Annotated in this window: 17 protein-coding genes and 1 pseudogene; 5 read left to right on the plus strand and 13 right to left on the minus strand. The window is 62.4% G+C overall.

Features of this window, described 5'->3' with window-relative positions:
• Positions 1-110 precede the first annotated feature (110 nt).
• Together FJ418_RS02395 and FJ418_RS02400 are read left to right on the plus strand one after the other, a co-directional pair.
• Positions 111-650, plus strand: a complete 540-nt coding sequence (locus tag FJ418_RS02395; RefSeq protein WP_246682892.1) for an EF-hand domain-containing protein — start codon at positions 111-113, stop codon at positions 648-650.
• Between the two features lie 519 nt (positions 651-1,169).
• Positions 1,170-1,535 carry a DUF982 domain-containing protein gene (locus FJ418_RS02400; RefSeq protein WP_140784872.1) on the plus strand — a complete coding sequence of 122 codons (366 nt, stop codon included), beginning with the start codon at positions 1,170-1,172 and terminating at the stop codon, positions 1,533-1,535.
• A gap of 171 nt (positions 1,536-1,706) precedes the next feature.
• On the opposite strand, the gene FJ418_RS02405 is transcribed toward FJ418_RS02400, so the two are convergent.
• Together FJ418_RS02405 and FJ418_RS02410 are read right to left on the minus strand one after the other, a co-directional pair.
• Positions 1,707-2,201, minus strand: coding sequence for an RES family NAD+ phosphorylase (locus tag FJ418_RS02405; RefSeq protein WP_140784871.1), 495 nt, complete (start codon positions 2,199-2,201; stop codon positions 1,707-1,709).
• An 11-nt stretch (positions 2,202-2,212) separates the two neighbouring features.
• Positions 2,213-2,563: an antitoxin Xre/MbcA/ParS toxin-binding domain-containing protein gene (locus FJ418_RS02410; RefSeq protein WP_140784870.1), complete on the minus strand. Its 351-nt coding sequence runs from the start codon at positions 2,561-2,563 to the stop codon at positions 2,213-2,215.
• A gap of 151 nt (positions 2,564-2,714) precedes the next feature.
• Here FJ418_RS02410 and FJ418_RS32300 point away from each other — a divergent pair.
• Positions 2,715-3,237: pseudogene (locus FJ418_RS32300) on the plus strand (IS1 family transposase); the annotation flags it as partial.
• Positions 3,238-3,265: 28 nt separating this feature from the next.
• Here FJ418_RS32300 and FJ418_RS32675 read toward each other — a convergent pair.
• Together FJ418_RS32675 and FJ418_RS02425 are read right to left on the minus strand one after the other, a co-directional pair.
• Complete coding sequence (locus FJ418_RS32675; protein ID WP_140784868.1) at positions 3,266-3,415, minus strand: sigma factor-like helix-turn-helix DNA-binding protein; 150 nt, start codon at positions 3,413-3,415, stop codon at positions 3,266-3,268.
• 96 nt (positions 3,416-3,511) lie between these two features.
• Complete coding sequence (locus FJ418_RS02425; protein ID WP_140784867.1) at positions 3,512-3,916, minus strand: hypothetical protein; 405 nt, start codon at positions 3,914-3,916, stop codon at positions 3,512-3,514.
• 608 nt (positions 3,917-4,524) lie between these two features.
• Here FJ418_RS02425 and FJ418_RS02430 point away from each other — a divergent pair.
• The gene (locus FJ418_RS02430; RefSeq protein ID WP_140784866.1) at positions 4,525-5,718 is read left to right on the plus strand and encodes a cation:proton antiporter; all 1,194 of its coding nucleotides are present in this window, start codon (positions 4,525-4,527) and stop codon (positions 5,716-5,718) included.
• A gap of 191 nt (positions 5,719-5,909) precedes the next feature.
• On the opposite strand, the gene FJ418_RS32680 is transcribed toward FJ418_RS02430, so the two are convergent.
• Positions 5,910-6,242 carry a hypothetical protein gene (locus FJ418_RS32680; protein WP_348643072.1) on the minus strand — a complete coding sequence of 111 codons (333 nt, stop codon included), beginning with the start codon at positions 6,240-6,242 and terminating at the stop codon, positions 5,910-5,912.
• Between the two features lie 1,095 nt (positions 6,243-7,337).
• Here FJ418_RS32680 and FJ418_RS02440 point away from each other — a divergent pair.
• Complete coding sequence (locus tag FJ418_RS02440; RefSeq protein WP_140784865.1) at positions 7,338-8,600, plus strand: phospholipase D-like domain-containing protein; 1,263 nt, start codon at positions 7,338-7,340, stop codon at positions 8,598-8,600.
• Positions 8,601-8,921: 321 nt separating this feature from the next.
• Here the strand turns inward: FJ418_RS02440 and FJ418_RS02445 are convergent, their stop codons facing one another.
• The 8 genes from FJ418_RS02445 to trbE are packed head-to-tail and all read right to left on the minus strand — an operon-like array spanning position 8,922 to position 16,942.
• A complete protein-coding gene (locus FJ418_RS02445; protein WP_140784864.1) occupies positions 8,922-9,143 on the minus strand; it encodes a DUF2274 domain-containing protein in 222 nt (73 codons plus the stop codon).
• Position 9,144: 1 nt separating this feature from the next.
• Positions 9,145-10,281 (minus strand): TrbI/VirB10 family protein, encoded by a 1,137-nt coding sequence (locus tag FJ418_RS02450; RefSeq protein WP_140784863.1) that lies wholly within the window; start codon positions 10,279-10,281, stop codon positions 9,145-9,147.
• On the minus strand, positions 10,278-11,342 hold the full coding sequence (gene trbG, locus FJ418_RS02455) for a P-type conjugative transfer protein TrbG (RefSeq protein WP_140863330.1): 1,065 nt from the start codon (positions 11,340-11,342) through the stop codon (positions 10,278-10,280). Before trbG ends, FJ418_RS02450 begins: the two co-directional genes overlap by 4 nt.
• Positions 11,339-12,028 (minus strand): conjugal transfer protein TrbF, encoded by a 690-nt coding sequence (trbF, locus tag FJ418_RS02460; protein ID WP_140784861.1) that lies wholly within the window; start codon positions 12,026-12,028, stop codon positions 11,339-11,341. The genes trbG and trbF overlap by 4 nt, the downstream gene beginning before the upstream one ends.
• A 3-nt stretch (positions 12,029-12,031) precedes the next feature.
• Positions 12,032-13,402 carry a P-type conjugative transfer protein TrbL gene (gene trbL, locus FJ418_RS02465; protein WP_140863332.1) on the minus strand — a complete coding sequence of 457 codons (1,371 nt, stop codon included), beginning with the start codon at positions 13,400-13,402 and terminating at the stop codon, positions 12,032-12,034.
• Positions 13,403-13,404: 2 nt separating this feature from the next.
• Positions 13,405-13,731: a putative entry exclusion protein TrbK-alt gene (trbK-alt, locus tag FJ418_RS02470; RefSeq protein ID WP_140858453.1), complete on the minus strand. Its 327-nt coding sequence runs from the start codon at positions 13,729-13,731 to the stop codon at positions 13,405-13,407.
• Between the two features lie 11 nt (positions 13,732-13,742).
• Positions 13,743-14,501: a P-type conjugative transfer protein TrbJ gene (gene trbJ, locus FJ418_RS02475; RefSeq protein ID WP_140708190.1), complete on the minus strand. Its 759-nt coding sequence runs from the start codon at positions 14,499-14,501 to the stop codon at positions 13,743-13,745.
• Entirely contained in the window at positions 14,498-16,942 is a 2,445-nt protein-coding gene (gene trbE, locus FJ418_RS02480; RefSeq protein ID WP_140863334.1) for a conjugal transfer protein TrbE, read from the minus strand. Before trbE ends, trbJ begins: the two co-directional genes overlap by 4 nt.
• Between the last annotated feature and the right edge of the window lies 1 nt (position 16,943).

Here is a 16,943-nt window from a genome sequence, read left to right on the forward strand (position 1 = left end):
TGGAACGCGGGCCGGAACAATCGAAGAGACCTCCAGTTTGGGCTAGCCCAATAAGCTTGAGGCAGACCACGACCAATCGAATGGAGCACCCCATGAGACCCCCTCGCTGCATGACGACCGCGGCCGCTGTTCTTATATTCGCGACTTTCCCTGCTCTCGCCCAGACAAACGGAACCCCTGCGCCTACCCCGGCGACCGAACAGCCCAGAGCCGGGCAGTTGCCGGATGTGAACGGGCAAGCGGGCAGCCCGACGCGTGAAATAATCCGCCAGATGATTGACCAAGCCATCCAGGAGAGGATGCAACAGGATCGAAGCTCCGAGGTGGCCAACAATCGTCAAGAAGATGATGACAACGCTCGGGACGATGCAGATCGCCATGGCGACCGTTGGCATAAAAACCGTGATGGCGGTCCGGCCGGTGAGCACAGGATGGCTGCACACCATGGCCCGCGTATGATGCGCGGCGCAGGAATGCGACTGATGTTCGCGTTTTTGGACACGAATGGCGACGGATCATTGTCAGAGAACGAGGTTCAGGACGCTGTCGGGCGGATCTTCTCTGCAATCGACCAGAATGGCGACGGCAAGATCGACATGGATGAGATCCAGTCCTTCTTGCACGGCTCTGGCGGTGAAGAGATGCAGTAGTAGATCTGCCAGCAACCCGGCCAAGACGACTCTTCGAGAGGCAGGCGTGCCAATCTCGTCCTGCCCGATTGAGATGCTTAGGGGTCCACCCGACAAGCATCACGCCCCCACGGCGGATGCAGAATACCCCTATGCAGCGCATTCATCCATAAACCTAAGCGGTAACGACTGCGCTCGTATCGGCTTCAGAAATTGCCGATGCTGCAAATGCTCCGATCTCGGGCGCGTGGACTGACGCCGAACTGCCAGCCGGCAAGTTTCGGTGATGAGGAGGACTAGCGGTCATCCCGATATGTCGCGCTGACGCCGGCCCTGAGAGTCGTCGAGATCAAGCGCCATCGGCAGTCCGGCGCAGCACAATAGAAGCGGCGGAGCCCCCATCAGAAGCGGCGGAGCCCCCATCGGCGATCTTGACGCCGAAACAACCTCTTCCAATATTTTAGGCGCGTCGCATTACGGACTCTAACCTTGTTGGATCGCGTTTGTGGCGCCGCACCGCATCACGACGGGAGTAAGCAGATGGGATCCGAACTCTCTCATAGCCTCGACTGTGCTTCCAATCAGTATACTTACACCTGCGGCGGCGAGGACGAGCGCCGAGACGCCTTCGCGCGTCCCGTTCTTGTCGATGACGAGTTCCTTGGCGCTCGAAGCATATGCTGCGCTATGGACGCCATAGAGTTTCTTGAGGAATGGCCGATTGAGCAGCGTGGCAGCCTGCACTCCCGCGCCAGCGACTGCTGCTGCGCCGCATATGACGGACACAGCCCAGCCGATCTCGCCCGACAAATGTTCGTCGCTTGGGCTCAGGAGGTGGGGGTAGCTGTCGGCCTATCGTTCGACGCCAAGGCCGGCACCAACACCGGCGAGACTGGCCAGCGGTGATCGGTCGGAGGCTCGCCCGCCGCATTGGTGGTGCCAGAGACCGCGCCGGACACACTGCCGAAGACATTGACGGTGGCCCTTTCGTGCCGGTGGTATCCAAAAGAATGTGTTCCGCAGCGTCCATGAGCGACGCGCAGAAGCTGGCGGCAACGCGGGCAGCGGCCGGCGAGGTCAAACGAGCCGGTGCTCGTCGTCGATCAGCTCAAGTCTGGATGGGGCAGCGTCACCCCATCGCCACAGAACGAGATTCAAGTCGCCGATTGCAGCGCCCTTGGCGAAGCTCGGCACGAGCAGGCCATTATAGCCTTGGGCGACCAGCTCACGGGCAAATCGCTGCGTATGCGCCTCGCCATGGTGTCTCATCAGATCGCGCCATGTCGCGTCGGCGAGAGCCGTCGCATCGAGACCCATTGCTGCAAGAGCGGGGGCGTCGCCAGCATCGAAGACGGCCTCGATCTCGGCACGATAAGCGACCAGCGTCGTCGGCTGCAGGTCGCCCACCTGGTTGGCTTCGCGCACAGCTGTCAGGACCGAGGTCGACGCATAGAGCGCCGGCATGCCTTTGGGATTGAAACGCCCTCCATAGAGTTCGGAACCGCGTCCCGACATGGGCTCGCGGGCATACATCGGATTGAGGGCGCGGTAGAGCCGGCCCGAATAGGTGATGGCGGCGATGGTCAGGCGTAAATCCCCGCATCGACCGCGTCGATGAAGTCGAGGAGCTCAGCTGCTCGACCCTCCCGAACGAGCTGCATAGCCGTCTGCCCCGAAAATCCCGGCAGCGGCTCGGACCGATACCAGGCATAGGCTATAAGCGCGGAGCCAAATCGCGGCTCGACCTTGTTCACGATTTCCACCATCTCGCGCAGGCGGCGCTGCGTCTTGTCTGAGCGCACCCGCTCCCGACGCTGGACCGCATCTTTCCCGAGGCCAGCGGTACGCGCGATCTCCTCGCTCGTGGTGCGGAAAGCGTCCGCAATCTTCTTGGGTGCGAACAACCCATCATCCGCATATTGTGCCAGGCCCATCGCAGCACCTCCGTGCATTGCCAGAAACTCTGACGCAATATAGCGTAAATAGCTCTGGCATTTCAAGACCCGCCCGGCTTCTCCTCGCAACAATGGCTATTCCAGCGATCAGACCTCAACGGCTCCACGGCCGACCACGCAGGGTGCGGCAAAATCGGCCGCTTCCAAAGCGGAAAAGAACATTTGGAGCTTCACCGGCGCGAAGCAGAAGGACATGGCGGGCACGAAAAAGCCGGTCGATGGCGCTGGCGACCCATGGAGCTGGACTGCTCTGGACAGCGACAGCAAGCTTATCATTTTTTGGCTGGTCGGCGGTTGCGATTGGCGAATATGCGCTGGCCTTCATGGACGACGTTAAAGAACGTGTTGCGCACCGCGTCCAGCTTACGACAGACGGCCACCGCGCCTATCTCAATGCGGACGAGGAAGCCTTTGGTGCCGACATCGATTACGCCATGCTTGTGAAGCAGTACGGCGAACCGGAAAGTAATAAGTCGCCGGAACGCCGTTATAGCCCCGCCGTCTGCACTGGCGCGACCAAGACGCGGATCGGAGGCAATCCCGATTCGGTGCATGTCAGCACGTCGCATATCGAGCGCGCTAACCTCACCATGCGCATGGCAAACCGCCGCTTCACGCGCCTTACCAATGCGTTCTCAAAGAAGTTCGAGAACTGGAGTGCGCCCCTGGGGTGGACAATGATCAGGCCGCTGTTTTGCCGGTCTGCCGGATCGCACCGCACGGGCGCGACATCACCGTTCCCGGCCGCACGCCCAGAAGGTTGGCAGTCTCTGAATATGTGAAACCCAGCACCGCGACCAGATGCAGTATTTCGGCCTGTTCGGCCGACATTCGCGTTAGCGCTCTTTCGTTGTGCGATATGGCCTCGAACACGTCGCACCCGTTGTGCTCACCCTGCTTGCATCATCTACTCATGTCGCTCCAAAACTATTCCAGTGACAGCCAAAAATTGGATGGCGGGCCACTCGGTGGCTCGGCGAGTACGGAATAAAATCCGTTGCTCGACGGTATGCATGAGGAGCCGGCGTCGATCGGCCGGCTGGAAGCACGAATAAGGCGGGTCGCGATGCGGTTGGGCGAGATCATTGCAAACACGTTGACGGCTATCTTGGTGATATGCGGCCTGGTCGTCATTTTCCTTGTTGGCGGCAGGCCGCTATTTCCGAGGCGCCAGGCAAGAATGGTCGTCCTTCTGCCAGCGGATCCGAACACGACATCTTCGGTGCGCGACAAGCGCCAGCAACTGCCGGCCTTCTTCAATCTTGCGCTTGCACCAAGAAAGCCAATGGTCTTGCGATAGGCGTTCCAGGCGAGCGTCTGGGCTGCAGGCATGCAGTACACCCCAAGCCCGCTCCTCGTAAGTAGCGTTTAGAGCCTGACGAAGGAGTGAGTTGCTAACCCGATCGAGGCTGTTAGTTGCTGGTCATAGGACAGGGACCTGACGATTGCGCTCTTCCTTGCCGCGGCGGCTGTCGTGGGACTTCTGGCTTTGGCAAGGTTTGAACGGCCAATGCGGGGCAACGTCTAGCCCGTGATGAAGCCGTTAGGCACCCACTAAAATGGCCGTGGGTAGAGCGAGAGATGGCGGACTTCAGAAATGCCACATGCCGCGTCTGTCTGGGCGGCGGCAAAATGTTTTCGTGCAGCGGATGGAAAACGTCCAGCGGCACTTGCTGTCCTGGAGGCACTCAGCGTCAGGGCTGCCCTGGACGCTCCGTCCGTTGCAGCGCATGCGAAGGCACCGGATCCGCCGGCTTTCGCCGACGTCGATGTCGCATGGTCAGACTGCAGGTCTATCCGTACTCGAAGGCAAAATCAGCTGAGACCTTCCTGGCCGGTTCAAGCTCTGATGCCCCCCCGTTAGTGCCAACCGCGCCTGGGCAGCATAGCCACAACGGCTTTTGCTTGCCGAATCCCATCCCACCTAGCCATAATTCGGAATGGACGAACTCTCTATTCCCACGCTCGGGCTCATACTCCTGACGGCTTCGCTTGTCGCCATGATCTCAAGGCGGCTGCGCCTCCCATATAGCGTCGGTCTGGTAGCGGCCGGGATAGCGCTCGGCTTTGTCCCGGGTGGAACCGAGTTGCCACTCAGCCGGGATCTGATCTTCACGGTATTTCTGCCGCCGCTGATTTTTCAGGCGGCGCTTGAAATCGAATGGCGCCATTTCCGCGTCAACCTTCCGGTAACTGCCTTGCTTGCCTTTCCGGGGGTGGCGATCGCCGCCGCCGTGGTAGCGCTTGGCATGCATTGGCTGCTCGGATGGAGTTGGACTGGCGCTAGCCTCTTTGGCGTGCTGATCGCGGCCACGGACCCGGTCTCGGTGTTGGCTGCCTTCAAGGAGATGAAGGTGCAACCCCGGCTTGGGCTTCTGGTCGAATCCGAAAGCCTGCTCAACGATGGCGCGGCGGCAGTCGGTTTCGCCATCTTGGTCGCCGTTGCATCAGGCGCTAACGCCACGCTCGTGGCCATCGCCACTTCCTTCGCCTGGATCGTCGCCGGCGGCATTGTGATTGGCGCGGCCGTCGCAGCGGTGCTCCTTCTCATCGCGGGGCGGACGGAGGATCATCTCGTGGAGATCACTCTCACCACGATCGCCGCCTATGGGTCGTTTCTAATCGCCGAGAAATTCGGCATGTCAGGCGTCCTTGCGACGCTCGCTTCCGGCCTTCTGGTTGGTAATGTGGGCTGGAAAGGCGCGATATCGGCCAACGCGCGAAGCCACGTGCTGGCTTTCTGGGGCTATGCCGCATTCCTCGCCAACTCGATCGTGTTCATCCTGATTGGCGGCCATGAGGCGCATCAGCCTCTCGGGATCTTTGCGGGTAGATCGGCGGTCGCCGTCGCACTCATGCTGCTGGGCCGGATCCTCGCCATCTATCCGCTCTGCGCCCTTCTCAACCCGACTTCGCTGAAGGTGGATCTCAAATACCAGCATGTCCTGGTTTGGGGTGGCCTGCGCGGCTCACTCGCGCTTGCCCTGTCGCTTGCGCTGCCCCATGACATAGCTGAACGCGGGGCTATTATTGTCACCGCGTTTGCCGCGGTGGCGTTCTCGATCTTCGTCCAGGGTCTGACAATGCCCAGGCTTATCAAGAAGCTAGGGCTGACGACTGAGCAAGCCGCATAAGAGCGCGCCCCGCTGCCATGAAGAGGTTCCATAACTTCGGCAGCTGGCACTACACGAGCATGCGGGACGGCTATCCCTCCCCTGGGAGAGGACGAGCCTGAATTCTTTTCAATCAGGGACGGCTCGGTGTGCCCCCTAGTGACAAGGCGCCGGAGCAAAGCGGCGGTCTGTCGACGTGCTATTTATTAGGATCAGCGACCCAGAGGCCTGCGAGAAAGCTCATCCAATTCAGCTTCATCGACTATGCCGGCCTGATAGTAGGCTATAATGCGGGAAGCCCTTTGCTCTCGCTTGTCAGCCGTTTCCGGCAAATCCTTCTGCCGGTTGAAGACCCTGCCGAGCAACGCCAGCTCTGTCGGAGTAAATACGTTTCTCCCAAGGGGCATTGTGACCTCCGAGTGCCCATTCCCCTCACTTGACATTGAAAGATCTAAACTTGCCTTAGTCAAGGCAAATTCCTTGTCCGAGGAGCGGCGGCGGCCGATCGTGGATTGCGCTCGAACTTGTGTTTTTACTTCCTGCATATGTTTGCCCGATGGCGTGTGTGCTGCGTGCGCCTGGGTTCTGCCATCTATGGGATCCTATATGCCGTTCTGATGGTGTCGCTGGTGCGCGATCCCGATGGCGAGGAACGTTCGAGACTCTGAACTCAGCACAATCGGTTCAACAGGCCGCCGCAAGTAGTCTCGATCTGGCCTGGACCGAAATTGGGAGGGCGACCTCCTGGCGCGGGGCGGGGTCTAATCGTCTGATCCCGGCGCTCCGCACTGGCGCGCATCGGCAAAGCGAAAAAGTGCGCGCGAGAGGGTTGTCTCTCACGTATGGGGCGGCATATTCCGAGCGGGATTGGCGAACGGTTCGCGTTGGCGCGCGGGCCATGGATCAATCAAGGTTAGGCGACTTGCGAAATTCCGACCGCGTCCGCATCGATTTCCACCGGTACAGCCTCGGCGTCCGAAGCTGTCAATAGGGATCGGAGGATTCGCAGGAATGCACGGTCGAAGCCGGATTCGGCAACAGCTGCTCGCTGACGCCCACGAACTGAAAGAACGAATCGCCAAGCTGGAACGCGATCTGCTTGTTCCTGGAGGTGCCTCCAAGCCAAGGAAGCTCATGGAGATCGGCTATGAAATAAGGAGCCGTAAGTCGCGCCTGCACAGACTGGAACGCTGCATCTCCGCATTACAATTCCGGCAATCGGCGGCCTTGAGATTACCAAGCGTTCCGTCAGCCGTGGTCGACAGCCCCGTAGCACATCGCCTTTAGGAGCCTCATCCCTTGCTACCTTTGTTTCCTCGGAGACAGTTTGGGACATACTTTTCGGCCTGTTAGCGCGGTGCATTTACAAGAAACAGTGAGACAAATCGATCTCAGCCCCGCGGCGATTGCTCGCAAAGGATGCAGCGCTCCGGTCGATCGTGCGGCTGGGGAAGGAACCGGCTGACGAAACGCCGGTCCGGACTCGGCGCCCCGCCCGGAACCTGGATAAGGCTTGAACGTTCTTGCTGTTGGGAGAAACGTTAGAGCCGGCGAAAGACGTGGGGTCTCAAGGCGCTAGAGCGTTACTGACCAACAGAAGAACGCTCGGGGCTGGGAGAACGGCTGGCTGCTGGCTGGACATGCTCAAATATAGCGCCGTTGCGATCGCGGCCGCGCTGATCACCCTGGCCGCTGTAAACCTGACCCCGGAGCCCCGTGCCATCCGTGCCATCGTTCCGCATCGATTCGACGCGGAGGATCCGCAATTCGCGCGAAGCATGAGCAGCTATTCGCAAGGGCAGATGTTCGAACGGAACGCCGTGCAAACCCTTGTCAATGGCGACAAGATTTTTCCGTCGATGCTGCAAGCGATCGGCGCGGCCCAAGGCAGCGTGGACATGGAAACATATATTTATTGGTCGGACTCGGTCGGTTATCAGTTCGCCACGGCCCTGGCCGCAAAAGCCCGGCAAGGCGTTGAGGTTCGACTGCTCGTCGACGGGCTGGGCAGCCTCCCTTTCGACGAGGACCTGATCCACATCATGACGGGCGCCGGGGTGCGATTCCAGCGCTACCGACCCGTCTACTGGTACACGCTTGACCGGGTGAACAACCGGACACATCGGAAGCTGCTCATCGTGGACGGGCGGGTCGCGTTCACCGGCGGGGTCGGTATCGCGGACAACTGGCTGGGCGATGCGCGCAATCCGAACCAGTGGCGTGACACCCATTACCAAATTCAGGGACCTTCGGTCGCCGCTTTCCAGGCGGCCTTCGCCGAGAACTGGCTGGAGACCGTAGGCGAAACGTTGCAAGGAGACAAGTTCTATCCGTCACCCGAACCTACAGGCGCGCTAAGCACCCAGTTGATCCTTTCATCGCAACCGAACGGCTCCGAGGACATGGAGCTGATGATGCTGACTGCCATCGCCGCGGCGAAGCGTCACTTGCGCATCGGCATGGCCTATTTCGTGCCGGACGAAATCGCGCTGCAGCAGATACTAGACGCCAGGAAGAGAGGCGTTGCGGTCGACGTCATCTTTCCCAATTCGCTGACGGATGTGCCCATCGTGCGAAATGGCTCGCGCTACTTCTGGGGCCACCTGCACGAAGCGGGCGTGCGCATCTATGAATTTCAGCCGACGATGTATCACCCCAAACTGCTAATCGTCGACGACGTCTGGGCGAGCTTCGGTTCCACCAATCTGGACGAGCGCTCGTTGCGGCTGAACGACGAAGCCACCCTCAATGTTTACGGCAAGGATTTTGCGCAGACGCAAATCGACTTGTTCGACAAGGACCTGAAGCGGTCGAGGCAGATCAGCCTGGCCGAGTGGCAGGCGCGCCCGATGAGCGAGAAGTTTACCGACTGGCTGGCCAGCAGGCTTCACATACAGCTATAACGCGTCGGCGAAGGCCGAAGCCACTCGCCCGGCAAGCCCAGCTGAGAGCATTGACGCCCGTCTGAACGTGCCGAAGTCAATCTGCAACTGAATTCCGGAGGCCCGCCGGATGAGCGAAGGTTCATCCTTGCTCCACGACTTGCCGATCAGAGCGGTGACCAATTGTTGGCCGGAAGACATTTTTTTGAAAATCCTGCGCAAAGAGAATGCCGGGACTGACTGCAGGCGCCGAGCTCGGAATAGCGGCCCTGGACGACAGAGCAGTCTATCGGTGTCTCGGCTCAAGACGCTCATCGCTCGTCGGCCACACGGAAGCCCGGTCTAAGCCTCCTCCTTCTTTGCTTTCGCAAAGCCGCGGTCCGTTGCCATGAACCGTTCGAGCATCGGCGCAATCAAGCGCGATGGATCGGCAGATGGCCGCCCGGTCTCGCGCCCAAGGACCTCTGCGTATTTCACCAAATCGCGATGCAGGGGCGCCGGCAGCTCCACCGTAATCTTCACTGGCTTGTCGTCGGCGATCGTTGCGAGTTTCAACTTGGCCATGTCAACCTCCGTGTGGTTCAAGAACAAGATCGCGGGTGACGAGGACGCGAACGGGAAACCCCGGCCGGATCGTGAGCGTCGGCGCGATAGCGAGTTGCCGCTGCACGACCTGCTGGCCTACCTGGCTGACGCTATCGGAAGCGCCGCTTCGCAGAGCACGCACGATATCGCTATCTTGATCAGAAGAACCGGCCTGCGCGCCAACGCTCAGAACGGTCGACAACGCCGCGGCCTTGAACAACTCGCCCCAGTGATAGTCGACATCGTCCTCTAGGCCGGCGTAGCCCTGAGCGTCCGCGCCAGGCTGCCGCTCCAGCACGATGGAGCGTCCGTCGGGAAAGATCAGCCTGTTCCAGACAAGCAGCACGCGGCGCTGCCCGGAACCAATTCCGCTATCGTACTGCCCAATAATACGAGTGCCTTGCGGGATCAGCAGCGAGCGGCCAGTGGGACTGTCATAGACATTTTCGGTTACCTGAGCGCTGATCTGCCCGGGAAGGTCCGACCGGATACCCGTGATAAGCGCGGCCGGGATTACGGCACCGGCTTGAAGCACATAGGGTGACGCCGGAGGCATGACGTGATCCAGGGCCAAGGTACGCCGGTCAGCGGCGGCGGACAGGAAGGAAAGCTGGCGATCCTGCGCATTTGGCTGAGCGTTCTGGCTGGCAAGGTCATTAACAGCAGGGGCGGACGCTTCAGCGGTCCTGGGATCTCCTTGCGCTGTCTGGAAGAAGACGCGCGAGGTTCTGGCCGCTTCCTCTTCGGCTCGCCGGCGCTGCTCGGCTTCGTCAATCGCGGGGCTTGCAATTGAGGGCGGCGCGACGGCCTGTCCCTTGTTCTGGGCATCGAGGATCGGCCTGCCGAGATCGCCAGGCAGCGGCGGCCCAAGGATCGGGCCGGCATAGTCGCGCGGCAGGCTTGCCAGTCCGTCCGCGGGCGGCCGATTGGAGGTAGGGTAGAGCTCCTCGCCCTGCTTGAATGTGTCGGTGTCCTGCAGAGCGTAAATCAGCGCGCCGCCGACACCGAGCGAGGCGACGAAGCCGATTCCTGCGAGCATCTTGCGCGACAGACGCGTCACACGCGGCGGATCGGCGCGAAGCCGCATGGGTTCGACGTCCTTATCGTCCTCATTCATGGCTGCAGCGCTCCCCTGTGCATTGCGTTCGGCACCTTCGACGCGGCGCTGACGCTTGGCCTCCGCCACAATCCATGGTCTGTCCCTCCATCGATGCGCACGATCCTTACCGTCTGCTGCCGCTTGCCAGCGCCAAGACGCAGTTCGGCCGCACCAAAAAGGCGGTCGACGATCAGGACGTTTCGATAGACGCGGCTGTTGGTGATTTCAGCCTCGCCGTCCGGACCGATGACGAAAATCGGCGGCATCTCGCCTTGCACGATGCCGCGCGGAAACTCGACATAGACCCTGCGGCCGTCGTCATAGGCGCTCACCGGCTTCCAGGGCGGGCTGTCCCCGGTGAGGCCGTAGCGATAGTTGCGCACTGAAACGTCCGGTATGACCGGCATTGTGGCGATCGTCTGCGGGAGGCCCGCTTTCACAGCCGGATAGGACCACGCAACGGCAGGCATGTAGGGCTTCGCGCCTGAGCGTAGCTCAAGCATATAGCTGCGCCGGTCCGTGGCGATGATGAGGTTCGTTGTGATGTCCGCCCGCGAGGGTTTCACCAGGACGTGGACGCGTCGGCCAATGCCGGACCCGCTTTCGGTGTCGCCGATGATCCAGCGTGCGGTATCGCCGGCGGCGATCGGACCGTCTCCGGTCAGGCTCTCGCCCGGCTCAAGCGCGATGTCCGTTATCTGGCCAGGTGAGGCGTAGACCTGATAGAGCGCTCCTTCGCTCCATGGGTAGATCTGAATCGCGTTGTAGTAGCCCTCACGGCGCGGTTCCACGCGCGCCGCGGCGTTTGCGTTCTCGACACGGGCGGCCGGCGTTTGCCCGATGGCGCCGCCCCGCGCGGGCGCCCAGCCTGGTGGCACGCGAAGAGCTTTCGGCCGTTGATCGGTCGAGGCGGCCGGAGCCGGCGGCAAGGGCGGAACATAGGTGTCGTAGCTGATCTTCGGCGGCTTCTTCGCAGGCGTGGCGCAACCCGCAAGCAGCGTCGTCCCCGAGACCAGCATGGCCGATAGCAGGTATCTTGAGAGAGTCGTGCCGGCAACAAGACGCGATGTCGGGCTCATTGGCTCATCTCCCGCGACCAGTTGATGGCGTTGACGTAAATGCCGAGGGGATTGGCGCGAAGCCGTTCCGCGTCGCTTGGCATCTGCGTCACGATCGTCAGGATCGCGGTCCAGCGCTCGGTGCCTGAAAGCTGACCGTTTTCGTAGTGGTGCTCGATCCAGGCGACACGAAACGAGGCCGGCGAGGCTCTGATGACCGAAGAAACGTCCACCGCGACCTGCTGCTTGCCGACCTTGGAGAAAGGATCCGCAGCGCGAGCATAGTCGTTGAGCGCCGCCGCACCCTGGTCGGTGGTCCAATCATAGGCGCGCAGCCAGTCCTGGCGCAGGATGATCGGGTCAGCGGGGATGGAGCGTACCTGCTCGACAAAGCGGGCGAGATGCCACGCGATCTGCGGATCGGTCGGCTTGTAGTCGGCGGTTGCGGGCTCGATCGCTTGAGCCTGGCCCAGCTTATCGACCTGTACGACCCAGGGCACGACAGTGCCGCGGCCCGACTGCCAGACCAGTGAAGTGGCGAGCCCCGCCGACAGGACGAGCGACCCGAACGCCATGGCGCGCCAGTTCCGTGCCTGCACGCGTGCGGAGCCGAGGCGTTCATCCCATATCTGCTCCGCCTTTTGATAGGGGGTTTCAGGTCGAGGGCTCTTGCCGTAGTGGACGGCGGGGCGCCTAAAGATGTTCATGGGTCATTCGCCTTGAGAAAGAGAAATCGAGGCTCCGCCGCCATGGCTGTCGCCGGCGCGCACTGCGTGGGCGGCGGTCTGAGCGCCATGGGCGAGGCGCTGGGAGCGATGCAAGCGTCTGGCCCATTCGGGCTGTCCTTTAGCGCTGGGTGGCTTGCCCGCGCCGGACGCAGCCGCCGCGGTTGACGCAGCGGCGCCGCCAATCGTTCCCATGCTCGACGAACCGCCGGTGATTCCGGCGGCCGAACCGGCGCCAGAAGCGAAGTTCGACTTAAGAGATTGACCGGCGTTTGCGGCGGCGCGCTTGAGTGGAGAGGCTGCCGCCGAAGCGCCAGCGTGCGCAATGCCGCCCAAGCCGGACGCGATGCCTGCCATGCCAGACTGGCCGGCGGCGCCAAGCATATAGGCGGCCGAGCCGCCGCCAGCGAGTGACGTCCCGCCACGCGCGGCTGACATCGCTCCCGAGAACGCGGCTGTCCCGCCTCGCGCCGCGAGGCTGGCTGCTCCGTAGCCTGCAACTGCGATGCCGCCCGCGGCAAGGCCAGTCCCGACTGCCGCGCCGGCGCCCAGCTGCGGTCCACCCGCGACGAGGCCGTTGGCGATGCCGGGACCGAAGATGCCGAGGCCAAGCAGCGACAGCGCCGCCAGCACGATCGCCATGGCCTGGTCGACAGTGGGGTTCTCGCCGCCAAAGCCTTGGGTGAATTCGCCGAAGAGGGTCGATCCGATGCCGATGACCACGGCAAGCACCAGAACCTTGATGCCGGACGAGATGACGTTGCCGAGCACGCGTTCGGCCATGAAGGCCGTCTTACCGAAGAGGCCGAAGGGGATCAGCACGAAGCCGGCCAGCGTCGCCAGCTTGAACTCGATCAGCGTCACAAAGAGCTGCACCGCCAGGATGAAGAAGGCGAGCAGAACGAGGGCCCAGGCAAAGAGCAGGCAAGCGATCTGAATGAAGTTTTCAAAGAAGGAGACGTAGCCCATCAGACCGGAGATCGCCTCAAGCAATGGTCGTCCGGCGTCGAGGCCGGTTTGCGCCACCTTGCCCGGGTGCAGCAGATCCTGTGCCGAGAAGCCGGTTCCACTCGCCTTGAGACCAAGACCGGAGAAACTCTCGAAGATGATTTGGGCGAGGCTGTTCCAATTCGAAATCAGGTAGGCGAAGACACCGACAAAGAGCGTCTTCTTGACGAGCCGCGCGAGGATGTCGTCGTCGGCGCCCCAGCTCCAGAAGAGCGCGGCAAGCGTTACGTCAATAACGATTAGCGTGGTGGCGACGAAGGCGACCTCGCCGCCGAGCAGGCCGAAGCCGCTGTCGATATAACGGGTGAAGGTGGCCAGGAATTGGTCGATGACGCCGGTATTGCCCATGTCTACCGGGCCTCGTGCTGGCCAGCATCCGGCGACCGCGAAGTGGCCGGCTCGACGATCGAATTCCCCGACGGCTTTTCCAGACCGAGGAAGCGATCACGCTGTTCGGCCCACAGCCGCGCACATCCATCATCACGCAGGGCAGCCTCGCCGAGCGCCTGGCAGCGGCGCAGGCCATCGCGATGCGAATTCGGGACCGAGGCCGCCGGTGTGTGCTGACCCTCCCCCACCGGTTTGTGTTCCTTCCGGCTCATCTCGAGCGCCGTCGCCGTCATGGCGACGGCGACCAAGACGACGGCCACGACGCGAGCGAGGGTTTTGCCGTCCATGGCGATCGACCTCAGCGGTTGAACATCTGGACCGAGCCGGCCTGGTAGCCGGAGCCAGGCGCCAGAAAGCGGCGGCGTTGCTCACGCCCCTGATCGACCGCGGCAGCACGCTCGGCCTCGGTCAGCGCCTGGGCGCGACCATTGGCGGCTACCAGGGCGGTCAAGTCCGCAAGCTGCTGGCCCTGAAGCGCAAGCAACTGATTACTGGCTTGCGTCGCCTGCAGCGCACCGGTCGCCGACTGGCTGGCGCCGACCAGCGCCGACATCTGCGCGCGGCCGGTGTCGATGTTTCCGACGACGCCCGCCTGGACGCGCATTGCGTCCTGGAGAGCTCCCACTGTGTTTTGCCAGCGCGAGCGCGCGTCCGTGACGAGTTGCTGGTCGGAAGCAGAGAGCGAGACGCTGCTGTATTGCTGCTGAAATGCCTTGTCGACCTGCTGGACGTCGAAGGCGATGTTCTGTGCTTCGCCGAGAAGCTGTTGCGTGCGCTGCACCGACTGTTGCAGTTGCTGCAGCGAGGACAAAGGCAGGCTCGCCAGGTTGCGCGCCTGGTTGATCAGCATCTGGGCCTGGTTCTGAAGCGAGGTGATCTGGTTCGTGATCTGCTGCAGCGAGCGCGCAGCCGTCAGGACATTCTGGGAGTAGTTCGATGGATCAAACACGATCAAGGCATGCGCTGGCAAAGTCATCATCGGCGAGATCGCGATCGGCGCGGCGAGCGTCGCCGCGACCAGAAGAAGGACGCGCCGGCGGCTTTGACGAACAGTCATGGTTTGGAATCCTTTTCAGGTTCGGTGAGGCTGGGAATGAGGTCGGCGGCCCAGCCGACGTCGCGGGCACGCAGCCAGGCCGACAGGAAGCCGTCGCGGCCATGCTCGGCGATGATGCTGCCGATCAGGGCCTGATCGCTCTTCGAGGACGCGGCGCAAAGCGCAAGCCCGACCTCGGACAGGCCGAGCTCGAAGAGACGGTTGCCGCGACGGGACTGGCAGTAATAATCGCGCTTGGGTGTAGCTCGCGCCAGGATCTCGATCTGACGGTCGTTCAGGCCGAAGCGGCGATAGATGGCGGTAATTTGCGGCTCAATCGCGCGTTCATTGGGCAACAGCAGCCGGGTTGGACAGCTTTCGATGATCGCCGGTGCGATAGCCGAATTGTCGATGTCGGAGAGTGACTGGGTGGCGAAGAGGACGCTGGCATTCTTCTTGCGCAGCGTCTTCAGCCATTCGCGCAGCTGACCGGCGAACGCGTCATCGTCGAGGGCAAGCCAGCCCTCGTCGATGATGAGCAGTGTCGGACGACCGTCGAGCCGGTCGCCGATGCGATGAAACAGATAGGACAGGACGGCCGGCGCGGCCTGCGTGCCCACCAGACCTTCGATTTCGAACGCCTGCACGGATGCCTGGCCGAGGTGTTCGGCCTCAGCGTCGAGCAGCCGGCCGTTCGGGCCACCAACACAGTAGGGACGAAGCGCCTGTTTCAGGTCATTGGCTTGCAGAAGCACGCTGAGCCCGGTGATGGTGCGCTCCTCGACCGGAGCCGAGGCGAGCGAGGTCAGCGCCGCCCAGATATGCTCCTTTGCGTCCGGCGTGATCTGGATATCCTCGCGCGTCAGGATCGCGACGATCCAGTCAGCCGCCCAGGCGCGCTCGTACGTGTCATGAACGCGGGCGAGCGGCTGCAGCGAAACGGAAGCGTCCATGCCTTCGGTGATAAGACCCCCGAGATCGTGCCAGTCGCCGCCCATGGCGAGCGTCGCCGCGCGGATCGAGCCGCCGAAGTCGAAGGCGAAGATCTGAGCGTTGCGGTAGCGGCAGAATTGCAGGGCCATCAACGCCAGCAGCACCGACTTGCCGGCGCCGGTGGGGCCGACGACCAGCGTGTGGCCGACATCGCCGACGTGAAGGACCAACCGGAACGGGGTCGAGCCTTCGGTCTTGCCGTAAAGCAAGGGAGGACTGACCAGATGCTCGTCCCGTTCCGGCCCCGCCCACACGGCAGAGAGGGGGATCATGTGGGCGAGATTGAGCGTCGAGATCGGCGGCTGACGGACATTGGCATAAGCATGCCCGGGCAACGAACCGAGCCAGGCGTCGACGGCGTTGACGGTCTCGACGATCGCCGTGAAGTCGCGGCCCTGGATGACTTTCTCGACGAGCCGCAGTTTCTCGTCGGCCACGCGCGGGTCGCAATCCCATATGGCAACGGTCGCGGTGACATAGGCCATGCCCGCCATGTCGGCGCCGAGCTCCTGCAATGCCGTGTCGGCGTCGGCCGCCTTGTTGGCGGCGTCGGTGTCGAGGAGTGCTGATGCCTCGTTGGTCATCACCTCCTTCAGGATCGAGGCGATGCTCTTGCGCTTGGCGAACCATTGCCGCCGTATCCTGGTCAAAAGGCGGACAGCGTCCACCTTGTCGAGCAGGATCGCGCGGGTCGACCAGCGGTACGGGAAGGCCAGCCTGTTGAGGTCATCAAGCAGGCCGGGTGTCGTGGCGGTCGGGAAGCCGACGATGGTGAGCACGCGAAGATGCTTGTCGCCAAGCCGCGGTTCGAGTCCGCCGGCGAGCGGCTCGTCGGCCAGCAGCGCATCGAGATAGATCGGGGTCTCGGGGACGCGCACCGCATGGCGCTTGGTCGAGATGGTCGAATGCAGATAGGTCAGCGTTTGGCCGTCGTCGAGCCAGTGGCATTCAGGCATGAACCCGTCGAGCAGGGACAGCACGCGCTCGGTCCGGTCGACGAAAGCGCGGACGATTTCGCCCGGATCCGCGCCGGCCTGGTCGCGACCCTCATAAAGCCAGCCCTCGGCGCGCGTGGCGTCTTCGGGCGGCGGCAGGAACAGGAATGTGAGAAAGTAGCTCGATACGAAGTGAACCCCTTCCTCGTCGAAGTCGGCTTTGCGCTCGGCATCGAGCAGGCCGGAGGCCGCATTGGGAAACTGGCTCTCGGGATAAGAAGCCGCTTCGTGCCGCTGCGCTTCGACGAAGATGCTCCAGCCCGAGCCGAGACGACGAAAGGCATTGTTGATGCGCGATGCCACCGCGACAAGTTCCGCCGCTACGGCGGAGTCGAGATCGGGTCCGCGAAACCTCGCGGTGCGCTGAAAGCTGCCATCCTTGTTGAGCACGACCCCCGGGGCGACGAGTGCCGCCCAAGGCAGAAAGTCGGCAAGGCGAGCAGCAGTCCGGCGGTATTCGGCAAGGCTCATCATA

Origin of the sequence: Mesorhizobium sp. B2-8-3 (assembly GCF_006440815.1) — a bacterium.
Taxonomy (GTDB): domain Bacteria; phylum Pseudomonadota; class Alphaproteobacteria; order Rhizobiales; family Rhizobiaceae; genus Mesorhizobium.